General features: G+C 71.4%; 13 protein-coding genes and 1 riboswitch. Of the genes, 8 read left to right on the top strand and 5 right to left on the bottom strand.

The features are described from left to right. Nucleotides 1-19: 19 nt before the first annotated feature. The gene (locus ACFW9Z_RS25855; protein ID WP_384644900.1) at nt 20-1,366 is read right to left on the bottom strand and encodes a cobalamin biosynthesis protein CobG; all 1,347 of its coding nucleotides are present in this window, start codon (nt 1,364-1,366) and stop codon (nt 20-22) included. 257 nt (nt 1,367-1,623) lie between these two features. Then, a riboswitch (cobalamin riboswitch) is annotated at nt 1,624-1,703 on the top strand. Between the two features lie 177 nt (nt 1,704-1,880). On the opposite strand from ACFW9Z_RS25855, the gene cobN reads away from it, so the two are divergent. The 5 genes from cobN to ACFW9Z_RS25830 all read left to right on the top strand — a co-directional run bounded on the left by cobN (nt 1,881) and on the right by ACFW9Z_RS25830 (nt 9,941). Next, on the top strand, nt 1,881-5,486 hold the full coding sequence (gene cobN, locus ACFW9Z_RS25850) for a cobaltochelatase subunit CobN (RefSeq protein ID WP_384644898.1): 3,606 nt from the start codon (nt 1,881-1,883) through the stop codon (nt 5,484-5,486). A gap of 213 nt (nt 5,487-5,699) precedes the next feature. Then, entirely contained in the window at nt 5,700-6,779 is a 1,080-nt protein-coding gene (locus ACFW9Z_RS25845) for a hypothetical protein (protein WP_384644976.1), read from the top strand. Nucleotides 6,780-6,847: 68 nt separating this feature from the next. After that, on the top strand, nt 6,848-7,351 hold the full coding sequence (locus tag ACFW9Z_RS25840; RefSeq protein WP_384644896.1) for a hypothetical protein: 504 nt from the start codon (nt 6,848-6,850) through the stop codon (nt 7,349-7,351). A 9-nt stretch (nt 7,352-7,360) separates the two neighbouring features. Further along, entirely contained in the window at nt 7,361-9,184 is a 1,824-nt protein-coding gene (locus ACFW9Z_RS25835; RefSeq protein WP_384644894.1) for an alpha/beta hydrolase, read from the top strand. 217 nt (nt 9,185-9,401) lie between these two features. Beyond that, on the top strand, nt 9,402-9,941 hold the full coding sequence (locus ACFW9Z_RS25830; RefSeq protein WP_384644892.1) for a hypothetical protein: 540 nt from the start codon (nt 9,402-9,404) through the stop codon (nt 9,939-9,941). Nucleotides 9,942-10,014: 73 nt separating this feature from the next. Here ACFW9Z_RS25830 and ACFW9Z_RS25825 read toward each other — a convergent pair whose 3' ends face one another. Further along, entirely contained in the window at nt 10,015-11,880 is a 1,866-nt protein-coding gene (locus ACFW9Z_RS25825; RefSeq protein WP_384644890.1) for a lysyl oxidase family protein, read from the bottom strand. 371 nt (nt 11,881-12,251) lie between these two features. Here ACFW9Z_RS25825 and ACFW9Z_RS25820 point away from each other — a divergent pair, with 371 nt between their 5' ends. The 3 genes from ACFW9Z_RS25820 to ACFW9Z_RS25810 are packed head-to-tail and all read left to right on the top strand — an operon-like array spanning nt 12,252 to nt 14,946. Next, complete coding sequence (locus ACFW9Z_RS25820) at nt 12,252-12,716, top strand: hypothetical protein (protein ID WP_384644888.1); 465 nt, start codon at nt 12,252-12,254, stop codon at nt 12,714-12,716. An 8-nt stretch (nt 12,717-12,724) separates the two neighbouring features. Further along, nucleotides 12,725-14,236, top strand: coding sequence for a hypothetical protein (locus ACFW9Z_RS25815; RefSeq protein WP_384644886.1), 1,512 nt, complete (start codon nt 12,725-12,727; stop codon nt 14,234-14,236). Then, complete coding sequence (locus tag ACFW9Z_RS25810) at nt 14,233-14,946, top strand: hypothetical protein (protein WP_384644884.1); 714 nt, start codon at nt 14,233-14,235, stop codon at nt 14,944-14,946. The genes ACFW9Z_RS25815 and ACFW9Z_RS25810 overlap by 4 nt, the downstream gene beginning before the upstream one ends. Before the next feature lie 657 nt (nt 14,947-15,603). On the opposite strand, the gene ACFW9Z_RS25805 is transcribed toward ACFW9Z_RS25810, so the two are convergent. Genes ACFW9Z_RS25805 through ACFW9Z_RS25795 form a run of 3 tightly spaced genes read right to left on the bottom strand, consistent with a single transcriptional unit; the run spans nt 15,604 to nt 19,558 of the window. After that, nucleotides 15,604-16,500, bottom strand: coding sequence for a hypothetical protein (locus ACFW9Z_RS25805; protein WP_384644882.1), 897 nt, complete (start codon nt 16,498-16,500; stop codon nt 15,604-15,606). Continuing rightward, nucleotides 16,497-18,626 carry a hypothetical protein gene (locus ACFW9Z_RS25800; protein WP_384644880.1) on the bottom strand — a complete coding sequence of 710 codons (2,130 nt, stop codon included), beginning with the start codon at nt 18,624-18,626 and terminating at the stop codon, nt 16,497-16,499. The genes ACFW9Z_RS25805 and ACFW9Z_RS25800 overlap by 4 nt, the downstream gene beginning before the upstream one ends. Then, the gene (locus ACFW9Z_RS25795; protein ID WP_384644878.1) at nt 18,623-19,558 is read right to left on the bottom strand and encodes a hypothetical protein; all 936 of its coding nucleotides are present in this window, start codon (nt 19,556-19,558) and stop codon (nt 18,623-18,625) included. Before ACFW9Z_RS25795 ends, ACFW9Z_RS25800 begins: the two co-directional genes overlap by 4 nt. Between the last annotated feature and the right edge of the window lie 248 nt (nt 19,559-19,806).

The raw sequence follows: 19,806 nt of genomic DNA, 5'->3' as shown, positions 1-19,806 counted from the left end.
AGGAATCAAGGAAGGGTGTTCAGGCGCGGGCCGCGGCCACCGCTGCCGTCAGTGCCGTGGGGTCGTCGCGTACGGTCGCCGGAGGGTCCCGGCGCTCTCCCCGTACGTGCGAGATCCGGTGTCCGTCCGGCGTGGCGACCACGTCGATCCACTCCCCGTGGGGGTGGCCGCAGCGGCGTTCGCACCCGGACCAGTACACAGGTAGCCGTCCGGGCGGTCCGACAGCGGCCCCCGCTTCGGCCCGTACGTCGGACAGCGACTTCGCGCAGCCGGGGTGGCCGATGCAGGCGCCCACGCCGGTCCAGGGGGAGTCGGGGGCGGTGATCAGGCCGGCCTCGTCCAGTGCGTGGAGTGCCTTCGCCACTTCGTCCTGGCCCGCCCCGAAGGGGATGACGATCCCGCGCCAGGGGGTGAGCCGGAGCTCGCCCCCGTACCGCCTGGCTGTTTCCGTGAGCAGCCGCCACTGGGCGGGGGTGAGCCGTCCCAGCGGTACGTCGACGCTGATCGCGGCCGTGCCGTGCGGGCCGGGCAGGGGGGCTGCCGCTGTACGCGGGCGGGGGCGGTGGACCGCCGGACCCGTCGCCGCCGCCGCCGACCTGATGGTGCTGACCAGATCTGCCCGTACGTTGTCGGGCAGATCCTTTACGCGCCAGGCGCCGGAGTCCCCGGCCGCGCGGAGGAACGCCTCGGCGGCCAGCAGCGCGGCGCGTGGGGCGTCGGCGGCCGGGATACGGAACACCTCGTCGGCCATCCCGATCCGCAGCAGGGCAGCTTCCGAGCGGCCTGAACCCTCCGAGTTCCCCGGACCGCCCTGACCGTTCGGACCGCCCTGACCCTCCGGACCCTCCGCGATCAAGGTCACGTCCGCGCCGAGGGCATCCACGTCCCCCCGCCCGTCGTCCAGGGCGAAGAGAAAGCGGCCGGAGAGCGTGGCGGCGGCGGGCGACGAGCACACCAGCCGGTCCAGCTCAGCGAGCCACGTACTGAGCGACGGCGAACCGTCCAGCCCCGCCAGCGGCGACGCCACGATGTTGCGGGCCCGCTCGTGCGCGGGGGAAGGGAGGAGGCCCGCGTCCGTGAGCAGGTCGGCCAGCTCCCCGCCGCACCCCGCCCCCAGACCGCGCAGCTGTACGTTGCCCCGCGAGGTGAGATGCAGCTCACCGTCCCCGAACCGGGCCGCCGCCGTCAGCAGCGCCTCCGCCCGGTCCGCGCTCAGCACGCCGCCGGGGATGCGTACGCGGGCCAGCGCCCCGTCGTCGGCCCGGTGCAGCCGCAGCGTTCCCGGGCAGGCGTCGCCTCCGGTGCGGGGGGAGACGCCACCCGCGGAAAGGGGCGAGGGGGCGGAATCGGGCATGGCGGCGAGCATACCGACCGGGCCGGTCCCGACGGCGGGCCCGCGCCTGTGACCTGCGGGACAGGGCCCCGGCTCGCGTGCTCCGACCTGCGGGACAGGCCCCCCGCTCCCGTGCTCCGACCTGCGGGACAGTAGCCCGCCCACCCACGGGACCCACCCCGCAAACAGTGATCACCACCGCACCCACGCCCCCTGCCCCGCCCCCACCCCCGCCGCTTAGGATGCAGGCGGTGGTCCGTTCAGGCCGCCATCGCCAGACGGCGACAGGGGAGGAAGCCCGGTGAGATTCCGGCGCGGTCCCGCCACTGTGAGCACGGCCACCACCACCGGCCGGGCGAGTCAGGAACTCCCTTCCCCGAGCGCCCGGTTCCGTACGAGCCAGGTGCGGCACCCGGTTCCGTACGAGCCGGATGCAGCGCCCGGTTCCGTCCGAGCCAGGTGCGGCGCCCGGCTTCCGAGCCGGACGTGGGGAGACCCCTCCGACACCGCCCGGGGCGTGGACACCCCGAGGAAGGCCTGACGCAGCATGATCCTGCTCCTGTCGACGTCCGACACCGACCTCCTGAGCGCCCGAGCCTCCGAGGGACCGGTCAGCTACCGGTACGCCAACCCCTCCCGCGTCGACCTCGACGGCCTCCCCGAGCTGCTGGACGGCGTCGACCTCGTCGTCGTACGCCTCCTCGGCGGCGTACGCGCGTGGCAGGAAGGCCTCGACGCGGTGCTGGCCACCGGGCGGCCGGTCGTGGTCCTGACCGGTGAGCAGGCTCCGGACGCGCAGTTGATGGCCGCCTCCACTGTGCCGATCGGGATCGCGGCCGAGGCGCACGCCTACCTCGCGCACGGCGGGCCCGCCAACCTGGAGCAGCTGGCCCGGTTCCTCTCCGACACCGTGCTGCTCACCGGCCACGGCTTCGAGCCGCCCGCCCCGGCCCCCGCGTGGGGCCCGCTGGAGCGGGAGGCCCGTGCGGTGCCCGAGGGCGCGCCGACGGTCGCCGTCCTCTACTACCGCGCCCACCACATGAGCGGGAACACCGCCTTCATCGACGCGCTGTGCACGGCCGTGGAGGACGCGGGGGCCCGGCCGCTCCCGCTGTACGTCGCGTCTCTCCGTACGCCGGAGGCCGAGCTCATCGACACGCTCCGCGCCGCCGACGCCATCGTGACCACCGTCCTCGCGGCGGGCGGCACCAAGCCCGCCGAGGCGTCCGCCGGAGGCGACGACGAGTCGTGGGACGCGGGCGCGCTGACCCAGCTCGACGTGCCGATCCTCCAGGCGCTCTGCCTCACCAGCCCGCGCGCCGCGTGGGAGGAGAACGACGAGGGCGTCTCCCCGCTGGACGCGGCCACCCAGATCGCGGTGCCGGAGTTCGACGGGCGGCTGATCACCGTCCCGTTCTCCTTCAAGGAGATCGACGAGGACGGGCTCCCGGCGTACGTCCCCGACGCCGAGCGCGCGGCCCGCGTCGCCGGGATCGCCGTACGCCACGCGAAGCTGCGCTCCATCCCGAACGCGGAGAAGAAGATCGCGCTCGTGCTCTCCGCCTACCCGACCAAGCACTCCCGGATCGGGAACGCGGTCGGGCTCGACACCCCTGCCAGCGCCGTGGCCCTGCTGCGGCGGCTGCGCGCCGAGGGGTACGACTTCGGGCCCGAGGCGGACATCCCGGGGCTGGTCTCCGGCGACGGCGACGAGCTGATCTACGCGCTCATCGAGGCGGGCGGCCACGACCAGGAGTGGCTGACCGAGGAGCAGCTGGCGAGGAACCCGGTCCGTATCCCGGCCGCCGACTACCGCCGCTGGTTCGCCCAACTCCCGCAGGAGCTGCGGGAATCGGTGGAGGAGCACTGGGGTCCGGCGCCCGGCGAGATGTTCGTCGACCGCTCCGCCAACCCGGAGGGTGACATCGTCCTCGCGGCCCTGCGGCGCGGGAACCTCCTCATCCTCATCCAGCCGCCGCGCGGCTTCGGCGAGAACCCGATCGCGATCTACCACGACCCCGATCTCCCGCCGTCCCACCACTACTTGGCCGCCTACCGCTGGATCGCCGCCTCCGCCGAGGACAACGGGTTCGGCGCGGACGCGATGATCCACCTGGGCAAGCACGGCAACCTGGAGTGGCTGCCGGGCAAGAACGCGGGTCTGTCGGCCGCGTGCGGCCCGGATGCGGCCCTCGGCGATCTGCCCCTCGTCTACCCGTTCCTGGTCAACGACCCGGGCGAGGGTACGCAGGCCAAGCGCCGCGTCCACGCCACGCTGATCGACCACCTCGTGCCGCCGATGGCCCGCGCCGACAGCTACGGCGACATCGCCCGCCTGGAGCAACTCCTCGACGAGCACGCCCAGATCGCGGCGATGGACCCGTCGAAGCTGCCCGCCATCCGCGCCCAGATCTGGACGCTGATCCAGGCCGCGAAGCTCGACCGCGACCTCGGGGTGGCGGACCGCCCGGAGGACGAGGGCTTCGACGACTTCATCATGCATCTGGACGGCTGGCTCTGCGAGATCAAGGACGTCCAGATCCGCGACGGCCTGCATGTCCTGGGCAACCCGCCCGCCGGGAACGACCGGGTCAACCTGGTCCTCGCTGTCCTCCGCGCCCGCCAGATCTGGGGCGGTACGGCGTCTCTCCCCGGCCTCCGCGAGGCGCTCGGCCTCGACGAGTCGGCCGCCACCCGCACGGACGCCGACGCGATCGAGGAGCAGGCCCGCGCGCTCGTCCAGGCGATGGACGACGCGGACTGGGACCCGGCGGCGGTGGCAGGGGTCGCGGCGGACCTCCCCGACGCCGTGGCGGACATCCTCACCTTCGCGGCCACCGAGGTCGTCCCGCGCATGGCGGCCACGACCGACGAACTCACCCACGCCGTCCACGCGTTGAACGGTGGCTTCGTGCCTGCCGGTCCCTCCGGCTCCCCGCTGCGCGGCCTGGTCAACGTCCTCCCGACGGGCCGCAACTTCTACTCGGTCGACCCCAAGGCCGTTCCCTCCAAGCTGGCTTGGGAGACGGGACAGGCCCTGGCAGACTCCTTGTTGACCCGCTACCGCACCGACAACAGCGACTGGCCCACCTCGGTCGGCCTCTCCCTCTGGGGTACGAGCGCGATGCGCACGGCGGGCGACGACATCGCCGAGGCCTTCGCGCTGCTCGGCATCCGACCCGTCTGGGACGACGCCTCCCGCCGCGTGACGGGCCTGGAGCCCATCCCGTACGAGGAGTTGGGCCGTCCCCGGATCGATGTGACGCTCCGCATCTCGGGCTTCTTCCGGGACGCGTTCCCGCACACGATCGGGCTGCTCGACGACGCCGTACGGCTGGCCGCCTCGCTCGACGAACCGGCCGAGCAGAACTACGTACGGGCGCACGCCCAGGCCGACTTGGCCGAGCACGGTGACGAACGCCGGGCCACCACCCGTATCTTCGGCTCGCGCCCCGGCACGTACGGCGCCGGGCTCCTCCAGCTCATCGACTCCCGCGACTGGCGCACCGACGCCGACCTGGCCGAGGTCTACACGGTCTGGGGCGGTTACGCGTACGGCCGCGAGCTCGACGGCCGCCCGGCCCGCGAGGAGATGGAGAGCGCCTACAAGCGCATCGAGGTCGCCGCGAAGAACACCGACACCCGCGAGCACGACATCGCGGACTCGGACGACTACTTCCAGTACCACGGCGGCATGGTGGCCACCGTGCGCGCGCTCAAGGGCAAGGCCCCGGAGGCGTACATCGGGGACTCCACCCGCCCCGAGACCGTCCGCACGCGCACGCTCGTCGAGGAGACCTCCCGCGTCTTCCGCGCCCGGGTCGTCAACCCCAAGTGGATCGAGGCGATGCGCCGCCACGGCTACAAGGGCGCGTTCGAGCTGGCCGCGACCGTCGACTACCTCTTCGGGTACGACGCCACGACCGGGGTCGTCGCCGACTGGATGTACGACAAGCTCACCGAGACGTACGTGCTCGACCCGGAGAACAAGCAGTTCCTCCAGGAGGCCAACCCCTGGGCCCTGCACGGCATCGCGGAACGCCTGCTGGAGGCCGAGTCGCGCGGCATGTGGGCCAAGCCGGACCCGGCGGTCCTCGAAGCGCTGCGCCAGGTCTACCTGGAGACGGAAGGCAACCTGGAGGGCGAGGACTGACGGCCTCTCCTTCCCCCTGCCCCAACTCGCCCTGGAAACGGCACAATCACGTTCATGGGGACGATGGGGCAGGGGCAGGGGCAGGGGCAGGGGCAGGGGCAGGGGCAGGGGTCGGGTCTGGGCCCGGGTTCGGGTTCGGGTTCGGGGGACGGTTCCAACGCGCTTGATACGCCGACGCGTTCGGCCGCACGCGGATTCCTGGCCGCCCTGCGCATGGCGGTTCTCTGGGCCGTGACCGGTGCCGCGCTCGCCGCCCTCGTGGTCGGGCTCGTCCTGGGCCGGGCGCCGGTCTCCGTCCCCGGGGGCGCGGTCCTGGCCGTCCTGGTCCTCGCCGTCCTCCTCGGCGGGCGGAACGCGGAGCGCCGGAAGCCGCCCGTCACCCGCATCGCCCTCGCCCGCATCGAGGACCTGCGGGCGACGGGCGGCGGCGAAACGGCCGACGTGCCGGTGGAGTTCAGACTCACCGTGGCACCGGAGCCGGAGCCGGAGTCGGAGCCGAAGGACGAGTGGCCGGACGCCCGGCCGGCGTACCGCGTGAAGATCACCCAGCACATCAACCTGGCCGACCTCCCCGCCTACCGGCCGCGCGGTACCGCGGTCGTGGAGTACCACCCCGAGGAGCCCTGGAAGGTGCGGGTCATCACCCGCCCGACCCCGGAGTGGAGCCGCCGGGCGGAGGAGGCGGAGATCGACTCGGCCCCGGAGTCCACTCTGGTGAGCGACCCGGACGCCGGGGGAGGCTCCTGGTGCGCGCTGGGCCTGCTCGCGCTGCTGGCGGGGGCGGCGGTGGTGGTGCTGGTGTTCCGGGGCGAGCTGTTCGCAACCGATGAAGACACCCCGGCCACCTCCTCCCGCACCTTCTCCACCTCCACCACGGTCTCCGGGCCCTCGTCCTCCCTGCTCACCCCGGGGCGGATGCGGGCGACAGCGATGGATCTGGAGACCCGGGTGGACACCCCGTACGTCACCGGGATCACCATCGAGGACCACCGCATGGCCGTGCGTGGCGACTCCGCCCGCCCGGTCTCCGAGACGGTGCACCTCCAGTCACTCCCGTACGAACTGTTCCCCGCCCTGGTCCGCGAGGCCCGCACCACCCTCGGCGTACGCGACCCCGAGAGCTGGCGTATCGACATCACCCCCGGCAACGGCAACGACAACAGCAACGGGGGCGGGGGCGGGGACGGCCCGAGGATCCGGGTCACGGTGAGCGGTCAGGAAGGCACGGCCCACCTGGACGCGGATGCCACGGCCCGGATCACCGACCGGCGGGCGGTGGGCGAGGAGGGGTGAGGTCCGGTTCCGGGAGACCGGGCTTGGTACGTTGCCGGGGCGACACCCGACGAGGGGGAGACAGACACATGCCATGGGAAGAGTGGGAGCAGCTGAAGCAGGACGCCTCCCAGCGCCAGGAGGCCGGGACGCAGACCGAGACCCGGACCGGGATGCGGCTCAACCAGCTCGCACCGGACGACGGCCCCGGAACGGGCCCCGCAACCGGAGCCCCCACCAGCAGCGTCACCGGCGGAGTGAAGTCCACGAAGAAGGCATGGAACGACGCGGGCGCGGGCGTCGGCGCGCTGCGGGAACCCCTCGACAAGGCGGTGGGCAAGCTCCAGGACGGGCAGCAGGGCCTCGGCGCAGGTGACGGCTGTCTGACGGCCGGGGCGCAGAAGACCGTCCTCACGTCCTGGGAGCGGTACGTCAAGGACCTCGGCAAGCGGTGCGGCAGCGTCAAGGGGATCCTGGAGAAGACCGGACACGACCTGCTGCTGACCGACCAGGCAGTGGTCGGCGAGTTCGGGAAGATCAAGGCCGAGTACGCGGACACGCCCGCCATCGGCGGCAAGAGCGCGGGGCGGTGACGGGGCCCGGTGAACCTCACGACGCTCAAGCAGCTCAAGCCCGCCGAGTGGGAGCAGGCGGCCGACGGCTACCGCGCCACCGGTGACATGGCCGCCGAGGCCAAGGACCAGGTGGAGAACGTCGTCGCCGCCGGGATACGGAAGTCGCTGCGGGGCGAGGCGGCCGACGCGGCGCTCGCGGAACTGAAGCTGCTCGCTGCCAACTTCCACTACACCCAGGTGCAGTGCGGCCTGGTCAGCGCCGCGCTGAACGGGTTCGCCCACGACATGGACGCGGCCCGCAAGAAGCTGCTGTCGGCGCTCGACGACGCCGAGTCCCGTAAGTTCACGGTCGGTCCGGACGGCAGCGTCACCTACCCGGCGGCCGCGCCCAGGAACGGTGTCGAGCTGCCCCCCGAGGGCGGCTCCACCAACGGGGCCACCGACCCCACCGCACAGGCGGTCGGCCGCCAGGCGGCCGGTTTCCACCCCAACCCGCACGCGGCGGTGGCCCAGGAGATCGCCAACCGGATCGCGGACGCGCTGAAGGCGGCGGGCGAGGCGGACGCGAAGTGGGCGCCGAAGGTCCGGGCGCTGGAGGCGGACGACGACCTCACCGTCTCCGACGCCGACTGGAAGGACGCGCGGTCGGACATGGAGGGGGTCCGGGAGGCGGGCAAGGCGTATCTGGACGCGATCGGCGCCCCGCCGAAGGACGGCACCCCGAAGGAGAACGCCGACTGGTGGGCGGGGCTCAGCCCCGAGGACCGCGAGGCCTATCTCTCCCTGGACCCGGCGCTGGTCGGCAGGCTCGACGGCCTCCCCTCCGACATCCGGGACGAGGCGAACCGGGTCGTCCTCGACGAGACGCAGGCCGCCCACCGCCTCCAGCTGAACGGCATCCCCGCCCCGCCCGCCAACGAGTGGACCTGGATCACCGCGGGCCGCTACCCCGCCAAGGTCCACACCGACGAGTGGATGGCCTGGGACAGGAAGTACGGGGACGACTACCGCCGCCTCACCGCCTCGCTCAAGGGCATGGACGCGATCCGGGGCCGCTTCGACCAGACCGGCGAACGCGGCCTGCCCGAGGCGTACTTGCTCGGCTTCAGCGCCGAGGGCAACGGCCGGGCCATCATCGCCACGGGCAACCCGGACACCTCCGAGCACCAGGCGGTGTACGTGCCCGGCACCACGTCGAACCTGAGCAAGGTCGAGGGCGACATCAACCGGATGACCCAGCTCTGGCGTCAGACCCAGGAGGCCACGCCCGGCGCGTCCGTCTCGGCGATCACCTGGCTCGGCTACGACGCCCCTCAGGACATCGTGAAGGACGCGCCCTTCGCCCACTACGCGTACGACGGCGCCCCCGCCTACCGGCAGTTCCTGGACGGCCTGGAGACCTCCCACAGCGGCCCGGGCGAGCCGCACCGCACGGCCATCGGCCACTCGTACGGCACCACCCTCATCGGGGCCGCCGCACAGGAGGGCGAGCTGAACGCGGACGACGTGATCTTCGCCGGGAGTCCGGGCGTCAAGGTCGGATCGGCCGAGGAGATGGACGTACCGAAGGGGCATGTGTGGAACGCGGAGGCCGACGGCGACCCGGTCCCCGACATCGGCCGCTGGGGCCACGGCGGCAGCCAGTGGAGACTGGGCGGCGGGGTGTTCCTCATCCCGAGCGACGAGGTCTTCGGCGCCAACCAGATGAACACCGCCCCGGAGGGCGCCGGACCGTCGGCGACCAAGGGGGTGGAGGGCCACAGCGGCTACTGGGACGAGTCCTCGACGGCGCTGAAGAACCAGGCGCTGGTGGTGGTGGGTGAATACGGTGACGTCACGAAGCCGGAGTAAGGCGCTTCCCATTCCCGCCTCTTCAACTCCCGCCCGCTCCCGCTCCTTCCCCCTCCCCCCACCGAGGTTGTCCGTGCTCCGAATCCGCCCCCGCTCCCGACCCCGCTCCCGACCCCGGCCCCGACTCCGTACCCCCGCGCGCCGCGCCCTCCGGGTTGGCGCCGCCCTCCCCCTCGCCCTGACCGGCCTTCTCCTCCTCAGTCTCAGTGGATGTGGCATGACCGACTCCGACAGCAACAGCAACGCAGGCCCGAGCTCCGGCCCCGACTCCGCTACGAACAGCGGGGGTTCGGCGGAATCCGGCGGACCGTCCGGGGGCCTCCCGTACGCGGGTGTCGCCACCACCGACGAGGCGGCGGACGCGCTCCAGGCCGTCTCCAGCCGGATCTACACCTACCTCGGCGTGCCCGGGAAGGCGTCCGAGCCGGGCCCCGGGGTCAAGGAGTGCGAGGGGAAGGACCCCGAGCGCTTCTTCAGCGTGTACCACCCGTGGAACTTCCTGCCCGCCTCCGCCGAGGACACGGACGTGGCGATGGAGAACCTCAAGAAGAAGCTGAACACGGGTGGTTGGGTGCTGAAGAGGGAGTACCGGGACAACAGCGAGAACAAGAACCTGAACCTTGTCGCCGACAACGACAAGAAGAAGGTGAGTGCCTGGATCGTCCAGTACCGGGAGCGGGCGAAGCCGAGCCTGGGGATCACCCTCACGTCGGGCTGCTACGAGGTCCCGGAGGGCGCGGAGGTGGAGAAGTTCTGAGGGGGCAGGGGCGGCTCGGGTGCCTTCCCTCTCGGGGAACGGAGCCGCCCCTCCCCACCGCCGCACGGGTGGGTCAGTTGGCGTCCACCAGGTGGTGGGCGGGGACCTTCACCGTACGGGCGCCCTTCTTTCCGCCGAGGACGACCTTCCGCAGGGCGCTGTTGTTGCTGTAGTCGGTCTCCTTGAGCTGGTTCTCCGGGTTGGCGAGGACCTGGATGTAGTACGTGCCGTTCGGCAGGTCGGTGATGTCGAAGGACTGGCCGGGCAGGTCCTGGGTGTAGGTGTCGCCGGAGCCGACGTCGAGCACCTCACGTACGGAGATCGAGTTCTCCTGGCCGCACGCGGTGGACAGGTCGGTGTTGCCGGGGTGCCAGTTGGCGTTCTTGACGGTGTAGTCGACGGCGTCGGTGTTGGCGAGGCAGAAGGCCTCCTTGCCGCTGCGCACGGTCTCGTTCCTGTCGGCCTTCAGCAGCCGGTAGCTGGCGAAGTCCGTGAAGTGCCAGTGCTCGTGGCCGGGGCGCGGGTCCCACTCCATGGTGCCGGTCGGGGTGTAGCCGACCTGCTTGCCCTTGGCGTCGTAGAAGTACTGGTAGGCGTCCATCAACTCCGCGCCCGGGGACCGGAATCCGTCCACGACGAGCTTGGCCGGACCGGCGTTCCAGACGTTGGCGCTGAAGGCGAGGTAGTCCTTGCCGGGCACGTCCTCGTAGCCGTCGCTGATGGTGATGCCGTACGCGGGCAGCGAGCGCAGGTCGGGCTTGGGGACGTCGGGCACGGTGGCCTTGCCGGTGGGCCGCTTGGCGTTGGGCTGCACCCCGGGCGCCTGGCGCGACCCGTCGGTCTGCCCGGTACGGTCCCCGATCCCGGCGGCGGAGAGGCTCTGCCGCCCGGAGGCGTCCTTCCCGGTGGCCTGCTTCTTGAGCGCCCAGGGGAGGGCGGGCGGCGCCGGGGGGTAGGGCCCGTGACCGACGTTGTACGTGGGCCCGGCGCCGTTCGTCGCGGTGGCGGGGGCGTCGGGGCGGACGGGGGCGCCATGGCCGGCGTGGGCTGCGTGGGCTGCGGGGGCGTCCTGGGCGTCCTGGGTGCGCTGGTCGTGCTGGGTGCTGTGCCCGGCATGGGCGTCCTGGGAGCCGTGGGAGCCGTGTCCCGCGTGGGCGGACCTGGCGGCGGCCTCGGGGGAATCGGCGGTGGCCGCCCCCTCACCGCTGCCGCTCTCCTCCTCCCCGTCCCAACTCCGCTCGCGGACAGTCACCTTGACACTCTGCGGCTTGTTCTCGATCCCGAAGAGATCGCGGTACTTCTTGGTCACGGAGACCGTGGCGGTGTACGTCCCGACGCCCAGGGGGACCGGCTCGGAGTAGTACCCGGCATAGGTGTTGGCCGCCCACCCGTTCTCGACGCCCCAGACGGAACCGAGGGTGAAGGGGTTGACCGGACAGCTCTGCGGATACTTCGAGTTGGCGGGAGCGTCGGGCCGTACGCGCCCGGAGGCGTTGTTGGGACAGAAGGCCTCGGTCTTCTCCAGCACGGCCCGGCCCGCCGCGTCGACGATATTGACCTGCACGAAGTCCGGCAGCCCGGTGAAGTCCTTCACCAGCCCGGCGGGAAGCGCCTTGGTCCGGGTCTTCTTCCCGTCCCGGATGACCTGCGAGGCGACGACCGGGTCCTTGTAGGACTTACGGGTCACCTTGAACTCGAAGGCCCCGTCTTCGGAGGTGAGATAGGTCCCGAGATCGAGATAGACCCCGGGTTCCCCCTTCCACGAGTCGAGCGTCACCGAGGTGGAGGCGGCGATCAGGCTGATCTTCGGCCCCGGCGTCTCCGTCTTCGCGTCGGGCGCAGCGGCGACCACACCCGCCGTCACGGCGATGGCGGCGGCAACGGCGATGGAGGGGCGGGTCAGGCGGGCGGCGCGGTTCTGCTGTGGTCTGGTCATCATTCCTCGTACTTCCGGCTTTTCCGAGTGCGTGATGGGACATGGACGAGCAGCACGGCCCCAACTCACCTGTGGCGACGCTGTGTCCGGCCTGTGAGAGGCGATGTTCGATTCCCGGGGTTGTCTGATGTCCCCCGGATGGGCGGGGGTTGTCCGAAAAGCACCCTTCGGCTGTCGTACGGGACATCGGGCTGGCATGCCTCGTCACCTGGCGTTCTGTCTGGGGCCCTTGCGCGGGGTGCCGGTGGCACGTGGTCGGTGAGGCCTCCGGGACCGAGGCCGAACAGGAACGGTTGACGGCGGCTGATAGCTTTTTCTGCCCGACGGGCCGTCATCGAAGCAATGCCCGTCGCTGTATGACGGGGGCGAAGCGCATGGCTTGGGATGAGTGGGAGCGTGCCAAGGGAGCGGTGACACAGGGTCACACGGGGATGCGGCTGAACGAGACGGCCGGGCCGGGAGGCACCGCCGCACCGGACCTGGTGGTGCACCAGGACGATCTGGGCGCCGTGGGCCACGAGGCGTTTGTTCTCCACGGTGAGCTGAAGAAACGGGCCGACATCGCGGGGGCGGGCACGGACAAGAGCGGTGCCGGGTCCACCATGCAGGCGGCCGCTGCCCTCAAGAGCCACAACCTGGGGATCGGGTCCGAGCTGGAGACCACCGTCGAGGTCTGGACCTCGCAGGTAAAGCATGTGCTGCAGGCATGTGCTCACATCTCCAACCACCTCGACTTCACCAAGAAGTCGCATCTCCGGGAGGACGTCAAGATCGCAGCCGAGATCAGTGGCCGTGCGGGCCCTGTGCCTGTATCCGTCCTGAACGACTACTTCAGGTAGGAGGCGACATGGCTCAACTCACTTACTCGGACCTTATGGCCATGGACCTCGGCAAACTGGCCACGGCGGTCTCCGACTGGCAGGCCATGGCTGCCAAAATGTCCGAACTCACCACGTCCGTACGCGACGGACTTGCCAAGAAGGCAGCCGGTGCGCGCTGGCAAGGTGTCAACGCCACGGTCACGAGGGAATTCGTGGGCAGGACCGCCAAGGAGTTCACGGACCTCCACAGCGAGGCCGAGAGCATAGCCAACGTCCTCACCGATGCGCATGCCGAACTGGCGCGGTATCAGAAGCAGGTGAAGACCCTCACCGATTCGGCGCGCAGGGGCGACCCGGGGCACAATCCGCCGGATCCCGGGCTCATCATCTCCGACGGCCCGGGCGGCACGGTCCGGGTACTGGAGGCGATGTGCACGCCCGAGGGCCCCCACCAGCGCACCAGGGACCGCATGCAGTGGTACGCGGATACGATCACCGGCATCGTTCAGCACGCTGCCGAGGTCGATGCCGCTGCCGTACGCGCGCTGCGTAAGAGCCACGGCAACAACCCGCACAACGCGGGGCACGCCACGTACACCTCACTCGATCAGGAACAGCTCCCGCGCGCGAAGGAGCTGGCGGGCCTCGGAAAGGACGCGAACGAGAAGCAGCGGGCCGAGCTGCGGCGCCTGTGGGAGTCCCTGAGCCCCGAGGCGCGCGCTCAGCTCTGGCTGAGGCAGAAGGATGACCTCACTGCCGCGGGGATTCTGAGCCCCACCATGCCGCAGATCGCGGCGGACGGCGGCGCCGGGAAACACGACTCGCAGTCGGTGGGCTTCGACGAGTGGGTATCGAAGCAGAAGATGCAGCTGCTGACGGAGGGCGCTGACTGGAAGGGCATGACGGACGCGTCCCGGCACATGGATCACTACCTGGGCAACAGCGGACGTCCCATGCAGCTGCCGGTGGACAAGATGATGGCGGACGTTCCGGCCTTCAAGTCCTACGTCGACGACACCGTGCGCCTGAACCAGGAGAAGTGGCGCAGGCAGGCCGTCGAGGAGTTCACGAAGAACGGCGGGAAGCCGGTCGCCTTCCCGGTCGAAGCCAAGCAGCCCAAGGGTTTCTACTTCACCGAGAAAGACAACGAGAACTGGTTCTATGCGGTGGGCGGCGCCAACAGCAGTGTCACCGGAGTGGTGACGGCCGTCCCGGACGCCGACGGCAACCCCAAGGTCAGCCTCGACTACCAGGCGAATGTGTGGGACCGCTACAACTGGGACGAGGGCAAGGGCGTCAACGTCGGTCCGCTGGAGATCCCCGACGGGCAGATGGCCAAGCTGCACCGGGTCGGGCTGGCCCAGGAGTTCGACATGGCGGGCAGCAGCGCCGTCCGGCACTACGATCTCGGCTCCGCGCAACCTCATGACGCCCCGCTTCCGGGGCCCGGCGAAGGCAGGGACGGACGTACGGACCCGGGCCGGGAGCAACAGCAGGACCGTACGACCCACAGGCCGGGAAGGACTTCTGCCAGGTGAACGACGTCTACGCCTACCAGCCCCCGGAGAGCCCCCCCGGGGCCGGCGGCGGCCGCGACAGGCGCCGGTGGATCATCGCGTCGGTTGTCGCCGGTCTGCTGGTCCTCTCCGGCTCGGTGGTCGCCGCCGGTCTGCTTCTCCTCGACGGGAGCGGTGAGAGCACATCCGGCCGCGTGAAGGACCACGGGGCGGACGTCGGCTGGGCCGAGGGCATCACCCCGGCCTGGATGAGCGGTCACATGGACCTCGACATCCCGGCCACCGCCCAGTCCCCGCAGGCCGCCTACGAGGTCACCTCCCGCTTCGACACCGGCATCCTGACCTTCACCCTGACCAGGCCCGAGGCAGAGGCGTACCTGACCGAGAACCCGCCGCAGGGCAAGTGGCTGGAGCCCACAGCGGCGCAGACCGACGTACCCGCCCACGACTTCACGCACCTTGGGCTCCCGGAACCGGAGACCTTCAAGAAGGGCGTCCGCTACGGATACGTCTGCCCGGGCGCCGCAGAGACCACCGCGAGCCCGGAGCCCTCCGGTGCCCCGGACATGCCGTACGAGATGGAGGACGGCTTCGACACGTCCGACAAGCGGTGCGTACGCCTGTATGCCCACGAGTACTCACCGCAGCGCACCCGCGTCTACCTCCGCGCCCACTTCGATCCGGGTATCAGCCCTCTCCCGGCCGCTTCCCCCGCGGCATCGGCGGGCTGAGGTCCTACCGGTGGGCGAGCACGCCTGATCGCCTTCGCGCGGGTGCGCCGACCGGGAGCCGACGCTGCGGGAACAGCCGACGCATAGGCGGTGCAGCGGGAACAGCCGACGCAGAGCCGACTTCTCCTGACGCCCGCTGAGGGAACCGGCGATCACCCGCCTCACGACGGCCTCGCGAAAGCGAGGGCCCGCCGACGTGATCGCCGGTCCGTGTCCCCAAACTTGCGAGCACCCGGGGCCCGCTCAGCACAGGGAGCCCTTCCCACCCGCCGCCGCCGAGATCCCCGGCCTCGACCTTCCTTTTGCGTCCGGAGCCACCGCCAGGACCCGGTGCCTCGGCCGACCACCGGGCGGTACGCCGACGGCGGCGCCCTCCCTCCCGTTACAGGACTCACACTCTCGGCTGCGGGCCACTCGCTTTCCGGTAGGGGCCTCGCGACCTCTCCGTTGGCCCGCCCGTTCTCCAGGCCGGAACGTGCACCGACGGCCAGCGCTTCTCCCAAGGGCTCCGCCACACGTTCGCGACGCGTGTAGCTCCTCGGCGCCGTCACCCGTACCGGCCATCGCGCGGCTCAGGAGGTACGCCACGCGGTCCGCTTCCATGCGCTGCGGGCTTCTTGAGGCGAGGAGGCCCTCGACCGCCTGGTACAGCGTCATCTACCGCGTTCCGCTGCCCTCCCCCGGGCCATCCGTGCCGCTGATCCGGCGCAGAACCTCGTCGCCCTGCGGCACTCCCACCTCGCTGAGCACACGTGCCAGATTGACGCCGACGAACCCCCGGTCCTCCGGTGTCAGTGACTGAAGGGTCGCGGCGAGGGTGTGCTCCCAGCTGTTCTTGTCGGTGAGGAGATCGCGATGGTTCACCGTCCAGTCGAGCACCTCCCGTGCCTGTTCCGGCCGGATCAGCAGCCAGAGGGCCGCCAAGCCCACGGGGCCGCCCGCGACCACCTCCCGGTAGAAGCGGTACGCCTCGCGATGGGCTTCGCCGAAGCCTTCGGGAAGGGTCGGTTCCGCACCGGGGCCGGCTGTGGGCAGGAAGGCGGCAGGCGGGTCCAGGAACCAGTACACGAGGCCGAAGTGTTCGAGCACCTGGGGCTGCCCGGGCGGTGCGACCTCGACCGTGCCGAAGTACGGCGGCGGCTGCCGCAGCGGATCGGCGGTGCCGGGCAGGGTGGCGGGCCCCTTGATGTGATCGATCACCAAGCCCTGGGCCCGTTCCTCGGTGAGCCGCTCCCTCGCCGCGACGACCGGGTCGGCGACCTTCCAGACGACTCCGTAACGGGCAGGGGGTTTCGGCGGCCGCCGCGGGATGTCGACCGAGATCCGCCGCTCCGCGAGCGAGACCCACACGATGTCGTAGAAGTCCCCCTCGCGCGCGGCGCGCACCGTCGGGCGCGGATATCCCCAGTGGTCGCCGCTCCGGGGCGGCATCATCCGGTCGGCCCCGTCGTTCGTGAGGAACACCAGGGCCCGGTCGTCCGAGGCGCCGAGACGGTTGCGGAACAACTGCCAGGCGGGCGAGGAACGCAGGGGCGAGATGAGCGGACCGGTCATGAGGCGAGCCCTTCTGCTGAGGGAGAGGTCCGGGTGCGGTGGCGGCGCAGGACGAACCGCAGAACGCCGCGGTGGCTGCGGGCCACGCCGGAGAGCGCGCCGAGCAGGTGCGGGAAGAAGGTCCGCTGCCGCAGCTCGGGGTCGTTCTCGATCAGGGACAGGCCCATCGCCGTCGCCTCGTGGGTGGCCGGGTCGTTCAGGGCCGCGACCACGAGGCCGAACGCCTGCTCGGGGTGGCACACGAGCAGGTCGGAGAGCCGGATGCGCTCCTCGGCCGGGGCGCCGGGCGGGGGGAAGGCCGTCAGGCTCATCGAGGTGACGGCGTGCACCGCCAGGCGGTGGCGCCGGGTCCCCGGCTCGGCGCCCTGCCACTCCCGCAGGCGTTCGAGAACGGGGAGGCGGTTGGCGGTCTCGGAGAGAAGGGCGCTGAGGGCGAAGGAGACGGCCGTGCGCAACCCGTCCTCCAGTTCCTTGCCCGGCTTGTCGAGCACGGCGTCCAGGAGTGCCAGCGCGGTGGCGGGACGGGCCAGGCCGTAGACGCCCGCACAGGTCTCGGCCACCGTGCAGTGGAGGTGCACGAGTTCGCTCCGGCTCCACTGCCGCAGCTGCCTCCGTACGGCCGCGGTGAGGTCGGGGCGCTCGACCATCTCTCCGAGCGCGTAGGCGACCAGCCGACGCCGCCAGCGCCTGTCCGAGGCGGCGAAGGGGGCCAGCTGCCGCAGCGTGTTCGGCCCGGTGGCGTGCGCCAGGACCTTGCCGATGGCCTGGCCCGCCGCCAGTTCGATGCCGGAGCGGTGAGGCGTATCGTCCAGGGCCTTCCACAGCAGCCCGGCCATGCCCTCGTACTCGAGCCACAGGAACCGGAGCAGGACCTCCGACCGGTGGCGGCCGGAGAAGACGACCGGCTGGACCGGGTAGCGCTGGGCCGCTCCGAGAAGAGGAGGAAGGAGGCGTGCGCCCACGGCCTCCAGCCGGTCCTCGAAGGACAGCCCGAGAACGTTGCGGGGCGGGCGGGCCCCTTCCCCGGCGGGCGCCGGACCGCCGCGTTCGTCGATGCGGGGGCGCAGGATCGCGCTGAACTCCTCGATGACCGTCCGGTCCTGGCCGGCCAGCAAGGAGATCGCCGCCATCAGTGAGAGGCTGTCGGCCCGGTGGGACGATTCCGCCAGTGCTCTGCGGGCCGAGTCCGGGCTGCCGGTCTGCAACTCGTCGAGTGCTGTTGCGGTGGGCCTGCCCGACACGACGAGCTCGCCCAGCTTCTCCGCCGCGGCGACGGCGTCCCGAGGCAGCGGGTGGGCGTGCAGGTAGCCGGTGAAGTCCGCCGAGGTGAGGTGTTCCAGCGCTTCGGCCTCCTGCTCGGGGGTGAGTTTCCCCGCCTCGGCCATGGAGCGCAGCCACTTGGCTGCCACCTCGGCCGGCAGTGGCGGGTGGTGCACGACCTGCCAGGGCTCCGTGTCGGCGGGCAGCGGGGTGTCCACCCGTACGGTGATGACCAGATGGGCGCGGAGCCGTTCCAGCAGGCCGGCCAGCCCGTTGAGCACGACCTCACCGAGCGCGGCGGCGGCCGCGGGGGACAGCCCCTGGAGCAGGTAGCCGCACCGCTCCCTGGGGCGCCAGCGTGCGAGGTCGTCCGGGGAGTCCAGGCCGGTGATGCCACCGGCCCCGTGGCGCTCCTCCAGCAGGGCGAACGCGGTGGTGCCCGCTCCCGTACCGCTGCCTGCCCTCAGCACGAGGATCCTGCTGTCCAGCACCTTCCGGCTCCGCACGTAGGAGGCGGGTTCGACGAATCCGCTCAGACGGTCCCGGACCTCGCCCTCGGGGTACGGGCCCTCCCGCAGCCGGGGTTTGATGATCCGGTCCGTTACGGTTTCGTCGAGCGGGGTGTTGATCACGGTGACGTCCCCCGCGATGCCGCCCATCACCGCCATGCCCTGGTCCAGCCGCTGCTGATTGTCGCGGTAGGAGTTCTCCGGCTCCGCCCGACCGCTGTCGTCCGGGCCCCCGTCGTCCGGGCCCCTGTCGTCCCGACCGTCGTAGTCCCGGTCGCTGTTGTCTGGGCCGCCGTAGTCCCGGCCGCCGTCGTCCCGGTCGTCGGAGTGGGGAGCGGGGCCCGCGCCGGTGCTCACCGGTGGTCTCCCGACTCGCCGACCCGCTTGTCCCCGGCCACGTTGTCGCCGCCGCCCCAGTGCTGGTTGGTGCCCCGGTACGTGGTGGAGCCGCCGGTGTAGTTGATGTCCCGCCCGACGTTCCCCATCACGGCGGCACCCTCGCCCACCCGCTGGGTGTTGCCGCTGTAGTGCGTGACGGGCCGCGTCACGGGCTCCTGCTCCTCGCGACCTTCCTGCCCTTCCCGGCCTTCTTGATCTTCCCGCTCGGTCTGCTGTGCAGCGTCCTCGCGCGGCCGTACACCGGCCTGGACGAGGTTCCCGGACGGCGACGGAACGTACAGCCATGCCCGCTGCGAGAAGGTCTTCCCCTCCACGGTGGCCGGTACCTCCACACAGCGATCGGGGTGCAGCCCGGTGTACCCGCCGAGCACCGCGTCCTCGTAGACCCGCTGGGAGACGATCGCCACGAGATGGGTGACCTCTTCGCTCGCCGCGGCGAGGATGGCCTTGACCGGACGGGAGTCCAGGAGCCGGTGCGTGTCGTTGCGGGCCGTTCCGTTCCCGTCGCCGGGGCTGTCGGTGTCCGGCAGCGGCCCGACGTGGACGCTGGCCCGGAGCCGGATACGCGGCCCCACGCTCTGCCGGTTGTACGCGCCGAGAATGTCGTCCAGCACCCCCAGGAACGGCCAGAGGACGAAGGGCAGCAAGGCCGGGTCGAAGCCGAACACCACCCCGTCCCCGGTATTGGCCGGAAACCGCTTGGAGTCGCGGAGCTCGTGCAGGCCTGCCCGCTCCAGCGCCTGGTCGACGAGCTGGGGGATCAGTCGGCTGACCGGGCCGTGCTGAAGGGCGGGAAGCCCGGTGAAGTCCTTCGCGTCGACGGCGAACAGGGCCCTGTAAGGGGGGAGGGGCCGGCTCTCGGCATACGGGGTGGGCAGGGGCGTGGACATGCGTGGGCTCCTCGTGGGCGGTGGGAAGGTGGCAAAGCCGGTGACCGGCTGATGATTCGAGGTTCTGCCGATCCGCCCCTGCCGACTGCACAGCGCAGGGCACTGGACGGGTGTCCCACGTCACAGCGCAGGGCAGGGCAGAGCAGGGGGGCCGGGCGGCCCACAGCGCGCAGGACAAGAGGAAGCGATCCGATCCGAACCAAGCCAATCCGAACCGACCAGAACTGAACCGAGCCAACGCCCCCGCC

Source organism: Streptomyces sp. NPDC059452 (assembly GCF_042750035.1).
In the GTDB taxonomy this organism is placed as follows: domain Bacteria; phylum Actinomycetota; class Actinomycetes; order Streptomycetales; family Streptomycetaceae; genus Streptomyces.
The sequence above is the reverse complement of the archived record's forward strand: the minus strand, read 5'-3'. Positions and strand labels throughout refer to the sequence as shown.

Bases quoted from the DNA above. Each gene is read 5' to 3' on its own strand.
- ACFW9Z_RS25855 (WP_384644900.1), bottom strand. From the start codon at position 1,366: ATGCTCGCCGCCATGCCCGATTCCGCCCCCTCGCCCCTTTCCGCGGGT.
- cobN (WP_384644898.1), top strand. From the start codon at position 1,881: ATGATCCTGCTCCTGTCGACGTCCGACACCGACCTCCTGAGCGCCCGA.
- ACFW9Z_RS25845 (WP_384644976.1), top strand. From the start codon at position 5,700: ATGGCGGTTCTCTGGGCCGTGACCGGTGCCGCGCTCGCCGCCCTCGTG.
- ACFW9Z_RS25840 (WP_384644896.1), top strand. From the start codon at position 6,848: ATGCCATGGGAAGAGTGGGAGCAGCTGAAGCAGGACGCCTCCCAGCGC.
- ACFW9Z_RS25830 (WP_384644892.1), top strand. From the start codon at position 9,402: ATGACCGACTCCGACAGCAACAGCAACGCAGGCCCGAGCTCCGGCCCC.
- ACFW9Z_RS25825 (WP_384644890.1), bottom strand. From the start codon at position 11,880: ATGATGACCAGACCACAGCAGAACCGCGCCGCCCGCCTGACCCGCCCC.
- ACFW9Z_RS25820 (WP_384644888.1), top strand. From the start codon at position 12,252: ATGGCTTGGGATGAGTGGGAGCGTGCCAAGGGAGCGGTGACACAGGGT.
- ACFW9Z_RS25815 (WP_384644886.1), top strand. From the start codon at position 12,725: ATGGCTCAACTCACTTACTCGGACCTTATGGCCATGGACCTCGGCAAA.
- ACFW9Z_RS25805 (WP_384644882.1), bottom strand. From the start codon at position 16,500: ATGACCGGTCCGCTCATCTCGCCCCTGCGTTCCTCGCCCGCCTGGCAG.
- ACFW9Z_RS25795 (WP_384644878.1), bottom strand. From the start codon at position 19,558: ATGTCCACGCCCCTGCCCACCCCGTATGCCGAGAGCCGGCCCCTCCCC.